General features: G+C 72.2%; 14 protein-coding genes. 11 read left to right on the top strand and 3 right to left on the bottom strand.

Translation table 11 applies throughout. The annotated features are described in order from the left end of the window. The 6 genes from ACTG9Q_RS05655 to ACTG9Q_RS05630 all read left to right on the top strand — a co-directional run bounded on the left by ACTG9Q_RS05655 (position 1) and on the right by ACTG9Q_RS05630 (position 5,288). Entirely contained in the window at positions 1 to 1,368 is a 1,368-nt protein-coding gene (locus ACTG9Q_RS05655) for a GH1 family beta-glucosidase (protein ID WP_455571535.1), read from the top strand. Further along, a complete protein-coding gene (locus ACTG9Q_RS05650) occupies positions 1,365 to 2,375 on the top strand; it encodes a LacI family DNA-binding transcriptional regulator (RefSeq protein ID WP_455571534.1) in 1,011 nt (336 codons plus the stop codon). The genes ACTG9Q_RS05655 and ACTG9Q_RS05650 overlap by 4 nt, the downstream gene beginning before the upstream one ends. A 187-nt stretch (positions 2,376 to 2,562) precedes the next feature. Then, positions 2,563 to 3,525, top strand: coding sequence for an acyl-CoA desaturase (locus ACTG9Q_RS05645; protein WP_455571533.1), 963 nt, complete (start codon positions 2,563 to 2,565; stop codon positions 3,523 to 3,525). A gap of 73 nt (positions 3,526 to 3,598) precedes the next feature. Further along, positions 3,599 to 3,898 (top strand): hypothetical protein, encoded by a 300-nt coding sequence (locus tag ACTG9Q_RS05640; protein ID WP_455571532.1) that lies wholly within the window; start codon positions 3,599 to 3,601, stop codon positions 3,896 to 3,898. Then, complete coding sequence (locus tag ACTG9Q_RS05635) at positions 3,892 to 4,158, top strand: hypothetical protein (RefSeq protein WP_455571531.1); 267 nt, start codon at positions 3,892 to 3,894, stop codon at positions 4,156 to 4,158. Before ACTG9Q_RS05640 ends, ACTG9Q_RS05635 begins: the two co-directional genes overlap by 7 nt. 146 nt (positions 4,159 to 4,304) lie before the next feature. Beyond that, positions 4,305 to 5,288 (top strand): serine/threonine-protein kinase, encoded by a 984-nt coding sequence (locus ACTG9Q_RS05630; RefSeq protein WP_455571530.1) that lies wholly within the window; start codon positions 4,305 to 4,307, stop codon positions 5,286 to 5,288. An 86-nt stretch (positions 5,289 to 5,374) separates the two neighbouring features. Here ACTG9Q_RS05630 and ACTG9Q_RS05625 read toward each other — a convergent pair whose 3' ends face one another. Beyond that, positions 5,375 to 6,322, bottom strand: coding sequence for a hypothetical protein (locus ACTG9Q_RS05625; protein WP_455571529.1), 948 nt, complete (start codon positions 6,320 to 6,322; stop codon positions 5,375 to 5,377). A gap of 229 nt (positions 6,323 to 6,551) precedes the next feature. On the opposite strand from ACTG9Q_RS05625, the gene ACTG9Q_RS05620 reads away from it, so the two are divergent. Together ACTG9Q_RS05620 and ACTG9Q_RS05615 are read left to right on the top strand one after the other, a co-directional pair. Next, on the top strand, positions 6,552 to 6,755 hold the full coding sequence (locus ACTG9Q_RS05620; RefSeq protein ID WP_455571528.1) for a hypothetical protein: 204 nt from the start codon (positions 6,552 to 6,554) through the stop codon (positions 6,753 to 6,755). Between the two features lie 115 nt (positions 6,756 to 6,870). Beyond that, complete coding sequence (locus ACTG9Q_RS05615) at positions 6,871 to 7,083, top strand: helix-turn-helix domain-containing protein (protein WP_455571527.1); 213 nt, start codon at positions 6,871 to 6,873, stop codon at positions 7,081 to 7,083. A gap of 58 nt (positions 7,084 to 7,141) precedes the next feature. Here the strand turns inward: ACTG9Q_RS05615 and ACTG9Q_RS05610 are convergent, their stop codons facing one another. After that, positions 7,142 to 8,380, bottom strand: a complete 1,239-nt coding sequence (locus ACTG9Q_RS05610; protein ID WP_455571526.1) for a glycosyltransferase family 87 protein — start codon at positions 8,378 to 8,380, stop codon at positions 7,142 to 7,144. Positions 8,381 to 8,690: 310 nt separating this feature from the next. On the opposite strand from ACTG9Q_RS05610, the gene ACTG9Q_RS05605 reads away from it, so the two are divergent. From ACTG9Q_RS05605 to ACTG9Q_RS05595, 3 genes are all read left to right on the top strand, one after another. Beyond that, on the top strand, positions 8,691 to 9,818 hold the full coding sequence (locus ACTG9Q_RS05605; RefSeq protein WP_455571525.1) for a tryptophan 2,3-dioxygenase family protein: 1,128 nt from the start codon (positions 8,691 to 8,693) through the stop codon (positions 9,816 to 9,818). 39 nt (positions 9,819 to 9,857) lie between these two features. Continuing rightward, positions 9,858 to 10,829 carry a hypothetical protein gene (locus tag ACTG9Q_RS05600; protein ID WP_455571524.1) on the top strand — a complete coding sequence of 324 codons (972 nt, stop codon included), beginning with the start codon at positions 9,858 to 9,860 and terminating at the stop codon, positions 10,827 to 10,829. Positions 10,830 to 10,902: 73 nt separating this feature from the next. After that, positions 10,903 to 12,198 carry a glycosyltransferase gene (locus tag ACTG9Q_RS05595; protein WP_455571523.1) on the top strand — a complete coding sequence of 432 codons (1,296 nt, stop codon included), beginning with the start codon at positions 10,903 to 10,905 and terminating at the stop codon, positions 12,196 to 12,198. Positions 12,199 to 12,419: 221 nt separating this feature from the next. On the opposite strand, the gene ACTG9Q_RS05590 is transcribed toward ACTG9Q_RS05595, so the two are convergent. Beyond that, positions 12,420 to 13,187, bottom strand: a complete 768-nt coding sequence (locus tag ACTG9Q_RS05590; RefSeq protein ID WP_455571522.1) for a TylF/MycF family methyltransferase — start codon at positions 13,185 to 13,187, stop codon at positions 12,420 to 12,422. Positions 13,188 to 13,216 lie beyond the last annotated feature (29 nt).

The raw sequence follows: 13,216 nt of genomic DNA, 5'->3' as shown, positions 1-13,216 counted from the left end.
ATGGGCTTTCCGCAGGGGTTCCTCTGGGGCGCGGCGACGGCCGCTTACCAGATCGAGGGCTCGCCGACGGCCGACGGCCGGGGCAGGTCCATCTGGGACACCTTCTCGCACACCCCGGGCAAGGTGGACAACGGCGACACCGGGGACGTGGCCGTCGACCACTACCGCCAGGTCCGCTCCGACGTGGCGCTCATGGCCGACATCGGGCTGGACGCCTACCGGTTCTCGGTGTCCTGGCCCCGCGTCCAGGCATCCGGCAGCGGCCCGGCCAACGCCGCGGGCCTCGACTTCTACTCGCGGCTGGTCGACGAGCTGCTCGGGCGGGGAATCAAGCCCGTGCTGACGCTCTACCACTGGGACCTGCCGCAGGACCTGGAGGACGCGGGCGGCTGGACGTCGCGGGAGACCGCGGCCCGCTTCGCCGAGTACGCGGCCATCGTCGCCGACCGCCTCGGCGACCGCGTTCCACTGTGGACGACGCTGAACGAGCCGTGGTGCTCGGCGTTCCTCGGCTACGGCAGCGGGCTGCACGCGCCCGGCCGCACCGACGGCGAGGCGGCGCTGCGCTCGGCGCACCACCTGCTGCTGGCGCACGGCTGGGGCGTCTCGGCGCTGCGCGCGGCGCTCCCCTCGGACGCGCAGGTGTCGGTGGCGCTGAACCCGCACGCGGTCTCCGCGGCGTCGGACTCCCCCGACGCGGTCGAGGCGGCGCGGCGCATCGACGCGGTCGGCAACCGGATCTTCTTCGACCCGCTGCTGCGCGGGGGCTACCCCGACGACCTGATGCTGGACACCATGTCGGTGACCGACTGGACGTTCGTGCGGGAGGGCGACGAGGCCGCCATCGCCGCGCCGATCGACGTGCTGGGCGTCAACTACTACGCCACCGCGCGCGTGGAGGGGTTCGGCGCCGCGGACGGCAAGCCGTCGCCGTGGCCGGGCAGCGAGCACGTCCGGTTCGCGCCCACCGCCGAGCCGGTCACCGAGATGAACTGGACGATCGACCCGGCCGGGCTCACCGCGCTGCTGGTGCGCGTGCACACCGAGTACGGCGGCCCGCCCATGATGGTCACCGAGAACGGCGCGGCGTTCCCCGACGTGGTCGGGCCCGACGGCACGGTGTCCGACCCCCAGCGCGTGGCGTACCTGCGCGAGCACGTCGGCGCCCTGCACGACGCGATCGCCGCCGGTGTCGACCTGCGCGGGTACTTCGTCTGGTCGCTGATGGACAATTTCGAGTGGTCCTACGGCTACGCCAAGCGCTTCGGTATCGTTCACGTGGACTATGCGAACCAGCGGCGCGTCTGGAAGGACAGCGCGCACTGGTACCGCGAGGTGATCAAAGCGAACGGCATCGACGCGGTATGACGACCGAACGGCAGCCCACCCTGGACACCGTCGCCGCTGAGGCGGGGGTGTCCAGGGCGACGGTGTCGCGGGTGATCAACGGATCGCCCCGGGTCTCCCCCGAGGCCCGCGACCTCGTCAAGGGCACCATCGCCCGGCTGGGCTACGTGCCCAACCGGGCGGCCCGCAGCCTGGCCTCCCGCCGCACCGACTCGGTGGCCCTCGTCCTGCGCGAGGCCGACGCGACGGTGCTCGCCGACCCGTACCTCTCGGCGGTCATCATCGCCACCAGCCAGGCGCTGGTGGGCACCGGCGTGCAGTTGCTGCTGGTCAACGCCCAGAACGACGCCGAGCACCAGCGCGTCGGGGAGTACGTGCGCAGCGGCCACGTCGACGGCGTGCTGCTGGCCTCCATGCACGCCGACGACCCCCTGCCCCAGCTGCTGGTGCGCTCCGGGGTGCCGACGGTGGTCGGCGGCAGGCCGGAGCGCCCGATCCCGGGCCTGGTCTACGTCGACAGCGACAACGTCGGCGGGGGCCAGCTGGCCACCGAGCGCCTGCTGACCGCGGGCCGCACGCACATCGCCCACATCGCGGGCCCGCCGGACATGACCGCCGCGGCCGACCGCCTCACCGGCTACCACCGCGCCCTGTCCCGCGCCGGCCGCGACGCGGGCCCGGTCGCCTTCGGCAACTTCACCCGCATCTCCGGGGAGACCGCCATGGCCGCCCTGCTGGAGCGCGACCCGACCATCGACGCCGTCTTCGGCGCCAACGACATGATGGCCATCGGCGCCCTGCGCGCCCTGCGCGCCGCGGGCAGGCGGGTGCCGGAGGACGTGTCGGTGGTGGGCTACGACGACATCGAGCTGGCCCAGCACACCGAGCCCGCGCTGACCACCGTGCACCAGCCGGTGGTCGACCAGGCCCGCACCATGACCGAGCTCCTGCTGCTGCAGATAGGGGGCCAGCCCCCCGGCGACCCGGTCGTCCTGCCCACCGAGCTGGTCGAGCGCGACTCGGCCTGAGCCCGAGCGGCGACGGCATAAGGTTCACCCGGGCGGGTGGCGGGTACAACAGTGACCTACGCCTCACGTCCCGATGAACCGCCGCGGACGGAACGGCTCCGAACGCCCCGAGGACTTGGAGTCGGACCACACGGCTGGTTTGCTTGCCCCCGAACGTCCGATTCCGCCTCACCCCGGGAGCTGCCCCATGTCCCTGTCCGTCGACGACGACGGGTCGCCCGCGACCCCTGCCGACGCAGGTCCGAAGCCGGTCTTCGGCGCACCGCGCGGAACGTGGCCGCAGATCGGGACCTACCTGTTCATCCTGGTCCCGTTCCTGGCGCTGATCGCCGCCGTGCCCTTCGCCTGGGGCTGGGGCCTCGGTTGGGTCGACGTCGGCCTGGCCGTGTTCTTCTACACCTTCACCTGCCTGGGCGTCACCGTCGGCTTCCACCGCTACTTCACCCACGGCGCGTTCAAGGCGCCGCGCGCGGTGCGGGTCGGGCTGGCGATCGTGGGCAGCATGGCGCTGCAGGGCCCGGTCATGCACTGGGTGGCCGACCACCGCCGCCACCACGCCTTCTCCGACCGCGACGGCGACCCGCACTCGCCGTGGGCGTTCGGCACCTCCCCCGCCGCCCTGGCCAAGGGCTTCTGGCACGCGCACATGGGCTGGGTGTTCGACCGCAACCTGACCAACCAGGAGCGCTTCGCCCCCGACCTGCTCGCCGACGAGGACATCGTCCGCGTGCACCGGCAGTTCGGGCTCTGGACCGCGGTCACCCTGCTCGCCCCCGCGGTGCTGGGCGGCCTGCTGACCTGGTCGCTGTGGGGCGCGGTCACCGCGTTCTTCTGGGCGGGCCTGGTCCGCGTGTCGTTCCTGCACCACGTGACCTGGTCGGTGAACTCGATCTGCCACATGGTCGGCGAGCGCCCGTTCAAGTCCCGCGACAAGGCCACCAACTTCTGGCCGCTGGCGGTGCTGTCGATGGGCGAGGCGTGGCACAACCTGCACCACGCCGACCCGACCTGCGCCCGCCACGGCGTGCGCCGCTTCGAGATCGACATCTCCGCGCGCACGATCTGGTTCTTCGAGAAGTTCGGCTGGGTCTCCGACGTCCGCTGGCCCACCCCGCAGCGCCTGGCCAAGCTGAGCGCCGCGGAGCAATAGCTCCTTTTGGTTGCTAGACAACCAGGAAGTCTTGGTTAGCGTGAATTTCAGGCAACCCCTGAAAGGAACGCGTATGCGAAGGACGCTCCTCATCAGCGCCGCCGTCGCGCTCGCCGCGGTCCCCACCGCGGCGAGCGCGGCGGTCGTCCCCGACCACGCCATCGTCGTCTGCCACAGCGCCAGCTTCTACGCCAACTACGACAGCGCCTCGGGCCCGGTGGGCCTCAAGCGCGTCCTGTACTACGGCGACAAGGTGGGCCACACCCGGGGCGCCCACCCCGTCTACAACGGCTGGGCCGCCTCCTTCGACTTCGGCCCCAACGACTGGGGCTTCCTGCGCCACGAGTGCCTGGGCGGGTGGGGCTCATGGTGATCCGCGCCCTCGCCGCCGCGGTGCTCACCACCGCCGCCCTGGCCACCCCGGCCCAGGCCGCCAACGGCACCGTCGGCGAACGCGAGACCGTCTGCGCCCAGAGCCTCGCCGTCCGGACCGAACCCCTCGGCGCGTGGATGGGCACCCTCACCCACCCGCAGACCTTCCTGGTGGAACGCATCCAGGGCCAGTGGGTCTACGGCTTCGCCTACGGCCACGTCAACCGCCGCGGCTGGGTGCAGGACGGCTGGTTCTGCTAGCGGTGTGACCCAGCGATCCCGCCTCGCCGTGGAGCGGTGAGCGAGGCTGTCACGTTTCTGTCCACGTGGTGTCGTTCCCAGCGACCCCCTCCACCCGGTGTGCTGGACGGCAGCGCAGTGGGCGCGGGGAAGCGGGGCACGAGCCGATGCGGTGGCAGAACCGGTACCGGGTGACCGGGCGGCTGGGCGCGGGACCGATGGGAGAGGTCGTCGGCGCCGTGCGCGGCGACGGCGTGCCCGCGCGGGTCGCGGTGAAGCTGCTGCGCGGCGACCTCGCCGCGTGCCCGGAGACCCCCGGGCGGCTGCGCGAATTGGTCGGCGAGGTCCACGGGGTCGGCGGCGAGCACCTGGTCGCCGTGTGGGACAGCTTCCGCGACGGCGACGTCGTGGGGCTGGTGATGGACCTCGCCCCGGGGGCTTCCCTGCGCGGGCGGCTGGCGGCTGGGGGGCCGCTGCCGCCCGCCGGGGTCGCCGGGACCGGGGCCCGGATCGCCGCCGCGCTGGCCGTGCTCCACCGCCGCCGGTTCGCCCACCTGGCCGTCAAACCGGAGAACGTCCTGGTCGACGGCGACAGCGTGCGCCTGACCGGACACTGCCTGGTGCCACTGCTGCTGGCCGCGCAGGGCCGCGCCGCGGTGCTGCTCAACACCCCCCAGTACACCGCCCCGGAGATCCCCCTCGACGGGCCGGTGAGCCCGGCCGCGGACCTCTACAGCCTCGGCGTGATCCTCTACGAGCTGTGCTGCGGCGTCCCGCCCCTGGCCGGGCACGGCACCGACGACCTCGCCCACCTGCTGCCCTCGCGCCCCGGCGGCGTGCCCGACCCGCTGTGGGCGGCCATCGCCGAGCTGCTGGACAAGGACCCCCGGCGCAGGCCCACCGCCGCCCAGGCGGCCGAGCGCCTCGGCGCCCTCAGCGGCGACCTCGCGGGCTGGCCGGTCGGCCCCCGCCTGCCCGAGCCGCCGTCGCCGGTCGACCCCCGCGGCCGCCCGGCGGGCCGACACCGCCGCATGGGCGCGCTGGCCGCCGTCGTCGCCCTGGGCCTGTGGTCGCCCCACCCCGCCTCCGTGGGCTCCTCGGCAAGCCCCCCCGGCCCGGCGGCCGCCGCCGCGCACGTGCCCGCGCCATGACCGCGCCCCCGCTCACCGCGCCCCGGCCCGCCATGCTCCGGCCCGCCGTGGTCCGGCCCGACGTGGCCCAGCCCGCCATGATCCGCCTACGACAGCACCCAGCCCAGCCCGTAGGAGCGGTCCGGCGCGAGGTCGGTGAAGACCGCGCGCGCCTCGCCGGAGGCGTCCGCGGCGACCAGGGGCCTGCCCGGCCGGTCCTCGGCGGCGTCCAGGGCGAACTCGTCCTCGATCAGCCAGATGCGCCCAGGGGCCCGCCCGGCGCCGAAGCCGACGGTCAGCTCGAAGCGCTCGCACGGCGCCATCGGTGTGCAGACGTAGAACGGCGCGAAGCCCTGAGGAATGCGGATGCGGAACGAGAACTCGTGGTCGTCGCCCTGCCCCAGCGGCCGGGGCAGGCGCAGGCGCAGGCGGACGCGGCTGGCGGTGATCCGCTCGGGTGAGTGCAGCACGCCGCCGCGCAGCAGGTCCACGCCGAGGTCGGCCAGCGACGGCGGGCCGACCGCGCCCGGCGCCGGGGCCACCGACACCGAGTGCTCCACTTCGGACAGCCCGTCCCGGTGGCTGATGACGCGCCGCTCCTCGATCACCTCGACGACCGGCAGGTGCAGCGCGACGACCACCTTGACCGAGGTGGTGTGCCAGTCCAGGTCGCCGCGGCGGGTCTGGCGCGGCACGGCCGAGGTCGCGGACTCGGCGATCTGGGCGATGACGTCGTCGACCCTGCGCTGGGCGGTGCGCGTGTCGCGGTCGATCAGGCCCGCGATGCGCGAGACCCGGGCGGTGTAGCGCTCATGGCCCGCACCGTCGAGACCGAACGCGATCCGGCCGATGGTCCGGGGGGACGCGGGCAGCCGGTCGGTCAGCTCGGTGAGCGTGGCGATGACCTTGTGCCTGCGCGTGCCCGGCGCGTCGGACTCCGCCACCGCGCACACCCTCGCCAGCTCCGGTCCGAGGCGCGCGGCGAGGTCCGGCGCGTGCACCCCCAATCCGCGGCGCACCGCCTTGAGGTCATCGATCAGTCCCGCGACGTCCATCGCCCACCTCTCGAACCGGTGCCGGGGAGTGTATCGCCGGCACCCGGGGCACGGTTTCCGCACCGCCGCAGCTCAGTGCCGGTTTCCCCGTTTCCGCCGGCAGTGACAACGGGAAACCCCTGCCGCGGAATCGCTGCGCGTTCCATTCTTGTGGTGTCGGGAATCCCCCGGCAGATCGCCACAAACGGACTCGCGGCGAATCGAAATCGACCAGTCAACGGGAGTCACGGTGAAGGTTTTGTTCACGGTGTCGTTAGCGGTGCGAATCGGATTCTGGATGCTGCTCGTCGGCTTCACCGCCGGCCTGTTCGTCGGACACCAGGCCACCGCCGAAACCGGCTCCGACCTGCCTTCCGACCCCCGCTCGATCGCCACGGTCCACTGCCTCGACTGGAGCGGATCACCATGCACACCCACATCATCATCGTCCTGACCGGGCTGCTCAGCGTGCTGCTGGGCTAAGGAATGCCCACCCAACCACCGCGCCGGCCGCCGAATCACGATTCGGCGGCCGGAGCATCATTTCTCGAACACATCGGGGACCACTGATGGAATTCGGAACCGAACTGCGCAAGCTCCGCCAGTCCCGGGGAATGTCACTGGCCGCCCTCGGCGCCGCCGTGTACTTCACCAAGGGTTACCTCAGCAAAGTCGAGAACGGCAGGGCCAGGCCGAACAGCGCGCTGGCCGCCCTCTGCGACCGCGCACTGGGCGCGGGCGGGGAATTGACCGCGCTGCTCGGCGACCCGCCTCCCCGCTGACGCCACAGCGGCCCCCCTCGGCCGGAGCCGAGGAGGACCGCTCATGGGGCGCGCCGGTTCAGGGGGTGGGAACCGGGGTGCGCTCGACCTCGGGCCGCTCCAGCAGCGACGGTGTCGGCACGAACGGCCGGTGCGCGGCCGCGCCGACGAGGAACGCGAGGACGACCCACAGGTAGCTGTCGCCGAGCAGGTGGTCCAGGACCGTCCACTCGGTACCCATGTCGCCGCTCAGTGTCATGTTGTAGGCCATGCCCACCACGAACACGGCGAAGACCACCGCCACGCCGATGTAGGTCGGCACGTGCGCGCGCTTGCGGGCGTAGGAGGCCATCAGCACCGCGGCGGGCGCGATCCACACGTAGTGGTGGGTCCACGACACCGGCGAGACCAGCACCCCGGCGGCCGCCACCACCAGCAGCGCCACCGCGTCGTGGTCAGCGGCCCGCAGCCGCCGCACCGCCACCCAGGCCGCGGCCACGACCGCCGCGCCGAGCAGGACCCACGCCACGGTGTGGACGGCGCCGTCGAGCCCGAAGCGGTGCAGCATCGAGCGCAGCGACTGGTTCACCGGCCAGGTCTCGGGGCCGATGCCGCCCGCGGAGAACAGGTGGTTGAGCCAGTAGTCGCCGCTGTCGCGCGGCAGGACGAACCCGGCCAGCGCGCTGAACCCGACGAACGAGGCGACGACGGTGCCCGCCGCGCGCCACTGCCGGGTCGGGACGAAGAACAGCAGGAACACCAGCGGCGTCAGCTTGATCGCCGCGGCCAGGCCGACGAGCACGCCGCGCGGCAGCCACTTCGGCCGCGGCGCCAGCAGGTCCGCGGCGATGAGGCCCATGATGATCAGGTTGACCTGGCCCGCCATCAGCGTCGTGCGCAGCGGGTCGAACAGCAGCGCGCCCGCCCCCGCCACGATGACGGCCAGCGCGAGCGCCTTCGGGCCGCGGCCGTGGACGCCGCGGGCGAAGATCAGGCAGGTGTAGGCCAGCGCGCCGAGGCCGAGCACGGCGAGCAGGCCCGCGGCTGCCTTGATCGGGATGACCGCCAGCGCGGCGAACACCACGGCGGCGAACGGCGGGTAGGTGAAGGGCAGGCCCAGCTCGGCCAGGATCGGCGGGGTCGGGGAGTACAGCGGGAGGCCGTCGAGCCACGCCTGCGCCCCGAGGGTGTAGACCCACAGGTCCGGCGCGGGGGAGATCAGGGCGAGGACGACGGCGGCGGCCAGCGCGACGGCGCCGAGGCCGATGAGCACCCACCCGCCGGGGCGCATTCTCTGGGTCTGGGTCGAGTCGGCCATCGCGCTACCTCTTTCGTCGGGTGCTGGCCTGGTGGTCGTGTCGGAACGCTAGCCGGGAATTCCCGGGGTCGGCAGCGCGATTCATATTCTTGAATACGCGGCCAATCCGCGTTCCAGCCGTCCTCCAGCGGCTCTCAACCCAGCGAATCACCAGGTGGGGCACCATGACCGCGGCACAAGCGACCGGGTAGGCCGCCACCTGCGGTATCCGGCCTTTCAATGTGCCGTTGTCCGGGCGGCCCGACCATCGGTTCCATTTCCGTAGAAAGCAGTCAACGGAATTGGAAAGGGCGGGAGAATGGAACGCACGGTGTCCCGACTGGCGCTCCCCGACGCGTGCGAGGCCGTCGTCGCGCTGCGCGCCGCCCGCGGCCAGGTCGCGCTGACCGAGGCGCAGCGCGCCGAGCTGGCCGCCACGCACGAGCAGGCGGCCCCCGACGACGTGCTCCTGCGCCTGCTGACCAGACCCTTCAGCGGCGCCGACATCCCGGAGTACTACCGGTACACGGGCCTGCACGTGTACTCGTGGTTCCTGGAGGAGTTCGGCCACGACCCCGTCGGCGGGTCCGTGCTGGCGCTGCACGCCACCCTCGGCGACCTCAAGGCCACCGAGGAGCGCGCCGCGCGCGGCCCGGTCGTGGTGCCCGAGCACATCGTCGAGCGGCTGCGCAGGCTGGCCCCGCTCACCTCGGCGGTGCGCGCGCTGCCGATCGACTTCGCCACCACCGGCGAGGACGTCGTCCGCCACGCCGAGGGCAGCGAGGAGCTGCGGTGGCGGACCGGGGTGCTGACCCGCTGCACGGCGTTCCCGTACTCCGACAAGCACGACGAGCACGTCTTCCTGCGCTCGGTGCACGTCTGCGAGCTGGTGTTCTTCCTGGTCCGCTGGATCGCGCGGCGGCTGGTGGAGATCATCGGCGACGACCGCGACGAGGTGCTGTTCCGGCTCGGGCAGCTCACCACGACGGCGAACCTGCTCACCGACACCTTCCACATGCTCAAGACGCTGACCCCGGAGCTGTTCATGGGCTTCCGGGACGCGACCGGCGCGGCCAGCGCGGTGCAGTCGCTGAACTACCACCTCATGGAGCTGGTGGTCTACGGCTACGACGAGCGCAAGGCCGAGACCTACGAGCGCTTCGCGCACCTGCGCGTGCTCAACGACCCGGCGCTGCGCGAGCACCAGTCCCTGCGCGACGTGCTGCTCGCCCGCGGCGACGTGGAGTTCCTCGCCGAGTTCGCCGAGGTGGAGCGCATCCTGCTGACCTGGCGCGGACGCCACTACGGCTTCGGCCGCAAGTACCTCGCCGACATCGAGGGCTCCGGTGGCACCGACGGCGCGGCGTACCTCAAGCGCTACGTCGACAAGGACCCGTGTGTCTCAGGGCACGACCGGACTTCCGCGTCACCGCTGCTGTCCGAGTTCGCCGTCCGCTAGCTTACGGAGTGCCACACTGTGTTTCCGAAAGGTGACGTGATGTCCCAGCCGGCCGCCGGGCCGACCGTGCTCGACCAGCCGACAGCGCCGCGCTCGTGGGCCGCCTATGCCGCCGCCCTGTGGGTGCTGCCCTACCTGGGCATCCACCTGCACGCCGCGATCACCGGCAGCTCGTGGCCGCTGCCCAACCCGCCGGAGGTGGTGCGCGACCTCGAAACCGGGCGCGTCATCGAGTTCGGCGTCTGCCTGGTGCTCATCGGCGCCGCGCTGACCGCGCTGAGCCTCGTGCGCCCGTGGGGCCGGATCTTCCCGGCCCGGCTGCGCCTGGGCGCGGCGTACCTGGGCGCGGTCGTCGGCATCGGACACGCGGTGATCTGGAGCGCGCGCGGTCTGACGCGGGTCTTCGGCGGGCCGGTCGAGGCGCCGCCGCCGGGGGTCTCGGCCGCGGAGATGACCGCGTACGTGCGGGAGTACGACCGGATCAACCTGATGGTCAACGAGCCGTGGTTCTTCGGCATCGGCGTGCTGTACCTGCTCGCCGCGCTGCAGACCCGCCGCGCGCTGCGGGCGGCGGGCGACCTGCCGCCGCCCGCGTGGACCGTCGCGCGCGGGTGGCCCGCCTACGCGGTGCTGGCGTGGGGACTGGTGACCGCGGGCGCGCACCTGCTGTGGGGCCTGGGCGGCACGCTCGGCCAGCGGGTCGGGCTGGCCGAGCCGGACAACCAGGAGGAGTTCCTGGCCCAGCTGCGCCCGGTGTTCCTCGCCATCGCGGTGGCGGCCCTGCTCGGCCTGGCGGTCTTCTGGTCGCTGCTCAACGGCGCGTCGTCGCCCGCGTTCCGGCGCGCGGCGCGGGTCATGGCCGGGGTGCTGGTGCTCGGCGGCCTCCTGACCGTCCTCATCGGAGTGATGAGCTTCAACGCCTGGATCTTCGCGCTGTACGGCCCGTGGCTGATGGCGGGCGGGATCATCGCCGAGCTGGCCCTCTGGCACCACCGGCTGCGAAGTCTTTGATACACCGGCTCTCCCGGTGGCGCGCGGCGTTAGCGTTCAAGGCGAATCAGCCGCACGCACACCGGGAGACACGGTGAAGGTCCTCATCTACGCATACGGCACCCGCGGCGACGTGCAGCCCTCCGTCGCACTCGGCCACGCCCTGGTCCAGGCCGGGCACCAGGCGGTGCTGGCCGCCCCCGCCCGCTACGCCGACTTCGCCGCCGAGTACGGCCTGGAGTTCGTCCCCCGCGACGAGCAGTGGCTGTCGCTGATGACCGACAACCCCGATGTCCGCGAGCTGTACCACGGCGACCAGAAGAAGCGCACCGAGCGCCAGAAGGAAATCTTCGAGTGGTACAAGGCCGAGGTGCTGCGCCTGGTCCCTGTTCTCCTTGAGGACCAGTGGAACGCCGCGGCCGGTGGCGCGGACGTCATCGTGTACCAGGACACCTGGTTCACCCACGCCAACCACGTCGCCGAGGCGCTGGGCATCCCGTCGGTGCTGGCGGTGCAGTACCCGCAGTCGGTGCCGTCGTGGGAGTACCCGAGCATGCTGGTCCCGCCGGGCAAGAAGCTCCCGCGCGTGCTGAACCGCCTGTCGCACTGGCCGATGCGGTTCATGGTCTCGGAGAAGAAGCGCATCGACGCCTGGCGCACCGAGCTTCTCGGCCTGGCTCCCCGCAAGCGCCGCTTCGACCGCCTGACGCTGCCCGACGGGGCCCCCACCCAGGTCCTGCAGTCCTTCAGCCGCCACGTGGTCGAGCCCGCCCCGTCCTGGGGCCCGCACATCCACACCACCGGCTTCTGGTTCCTGCCCGCCGCCGACTACACCCCGCCCGCCGCCCTGGTCGACTTCCTCGCCGCGGGCGAGGCGCCGGTGTTCGTCGGCTTCGGCAGCATCGTCGGCAAGGACCCGGCCGAGACCGGCCGCGTCGTCCTTGAGGCCATCGGCGACACCCGCGCCGTCATCGGCACCGGCTGGGGCGGCCTGGAGCTGACCGACGTCCCCGACAACGTCCACGTCATCGACCAGGCCCCCTACGACTGGCTGTTCCCGCAGGTCCGCGCGGTCGTGCACGCCGGTGGGACGGGCACCATCAACTACGCCCTCGCCGCGGGCCTGCCCCAGGTGGCGTGCGTGTTCCACCACGAGCAGATGATGTGGAGCAAGAACCTGCACGCCCTCGGCGCCGCTCCCGCTCCACTGTGGATGGACACCCTGGAGTCCGGCGCCCTGCGGGAGGCCATCCAGGCAGCCTGCACCGACCCGTCGATGACCGCCGCCGCGCGGCGCGCGGGCGCCGGGATGCGCACCGAGGACGGCACCGCCAACGCCGTCGCGGTGCTGGAGAAGATCCACGGGAAGGTCGCCGCGCCCGTCAGCTAGACCGAACTCGTCGAGAGCGCCGCGCAGCCGGGACACCGCTGCGCGGCTTTTCGGCGTCCGCCCGCCAGTCACCCGGTTCGCCCGCCAGTCAAGCAGTCTGGCCGCCTATCACGATGTTCGCCTGTCACGGTGTCTGACTGCCTCGACATCTGGCCGCCTGCCCCAGTGGCCGAAACGCGAAGGAGGCCCCGCCGGGTGGCGGGGCCTCCTTTCCCGAGCCGTCAGCTCGACCGGCGCCAGTACACGCTCCAGTGGTCGATCTGCTCGATCGGGTCGCCCTCCAGGTCGTGCTCGCGGCGGAAGTCGTGGACGGCCTCCTTGCACGCCGGGATCAGGTAGTCGTCGATGATGACGTAGCCGCCGACCGACAGCTTCGGGTACAGGTTGACCAGCGCGTCCATCGTGGACTCGTAGAGGTCGCCGTCGAGGCGCATCACGGACAGCGTCTCGATGGGGGCGCCGGGCAGGGAGTCCTTGAACCAGCCCGGCAGGAAGCCGACCTGGTCGTCGAGCAGGTCATAGTGGCGGAAGTTGTCGCGGACGATCTCCTCGGACACGCCCAGCACGTCGTTGGCCTCGTGCAGGTTGAGGTCCTTGTCCAGCGGGTGCGACGAGTCGTCCACCGTCGGGATGCCCTCGAAGGAGTCGGCGACCCAGACCTTGCGGTCGTCCACCCCGTACGCCTTGAAGATGCCGCGGGCGAAGATGCACACCCCGCCGCGCCACACGCCGGTCTCGATGAAGTCGCCGGGGACCTTCTCCTCGATGACCCGCTCCAGCAGCTTCTGCACGTTGTCCAGCCGGGCCATGCCGACCATCGTGTGCGCGACGCTGGGCCAGTCCACGCCCGCGACCCGGGCGTCCTTGATGAACTCGGCGTTCTCGAACAGCATGTTCGGGATCGCCGGGTCCTCGTAGATCACGTTGGTCAGGACCTTCTTGAGGAGGTCCAGGTAAAGCTCCTTGCCGACATCGGACAGGTCGCCCACGGCTTTCCCCTTACGTTATCGAATGGACA

The sequence above is a fragment of the Actinokineospora lacus genome, assembly GCF_053813445.1.
Note: the sequence above shows the minus strand (reverse complement) of the source record. Positions and strands in the feature narration are given on the sequence as shown.

Excerpts from the sequence above, each read along its gene's own strand:
- ACTG9Q_RS05625 (WP_455571529.1), bottom strand. The coding sequence starts at position 6,322 with ATGGACGTCGCGGGACTGATCGATGACCTCAAGGCGGTGCGCCGCGGA.
- ACTG9Q_RS05600 (WP_455571524.1), top strand. The coding sequence starts at position 9,858 with ATGTCCCAGCCGGCCGCCGGGCCGACCGTGCTCGACCAGCCGACAGCG.
- ACTG9Q_RS05650 (WP_455571534.1), top strand. The coding sequence starts at position 1,365 with ATGACGACCGAACGGCAGCCCACCCTGGACACCGTCGCCGCTGAGGCG.
- ACTG9Q_RS05655 (WP_455571535.1), top strand. The coding sequence starts at position 1 with ATGGGCTTTCCGCAGGGGTTCCTCTGGGGCGCGGCGACGGCCGCTTAC.
- ACTG9Q_RS05645 (WP_455571533.1), top strand. The coding sequence starts at position 2,563 with ATGTCCCTGTCCGTCGACGACGACGGGTCGCCCGCGACCCCTGCCGAC.
- ACTG9Q_RS05640 (WP_455571532.1), top strand. The coding sequence starts at position 3,599 with ATGCGAAGGACGCTCCTCATCAGCGCCGCCGTCGCGCTCGCCGCGGTC.
- ACTG9Q_RS05610 (WP_455571526.1), bottom strand. The coding sequence starts at position 8,380 with ATGGCCGACTCGACCCAGACCCAGAGAATGCGCCCCGGCGGGTGGGTG.
- ACTG9Q_RS05630 (WP_455571530.1), top strand. The coding sequence starts at position 4,305 with ATGCGGTGGCAGAACCGGTACCGGGTGACCGGGCGGCTGGGCGCGGGA.
- ACTG9Q_RS05615 (WP_455571527.1), top strand. The coding sequence starts at position 6,871 with ATGGAATTCGGAACCGAACTGCGCAAGCTCCGCCAGTCCCGGGGAATG.
- ACTG9Q_RS05635 (WP_455571531.1), top strand. The coding sequence starts at position 3,892 with ATGGTGATCCGCGCCCTCGCCGCCGCGGTGCTCACCACCGCCGCCCTG.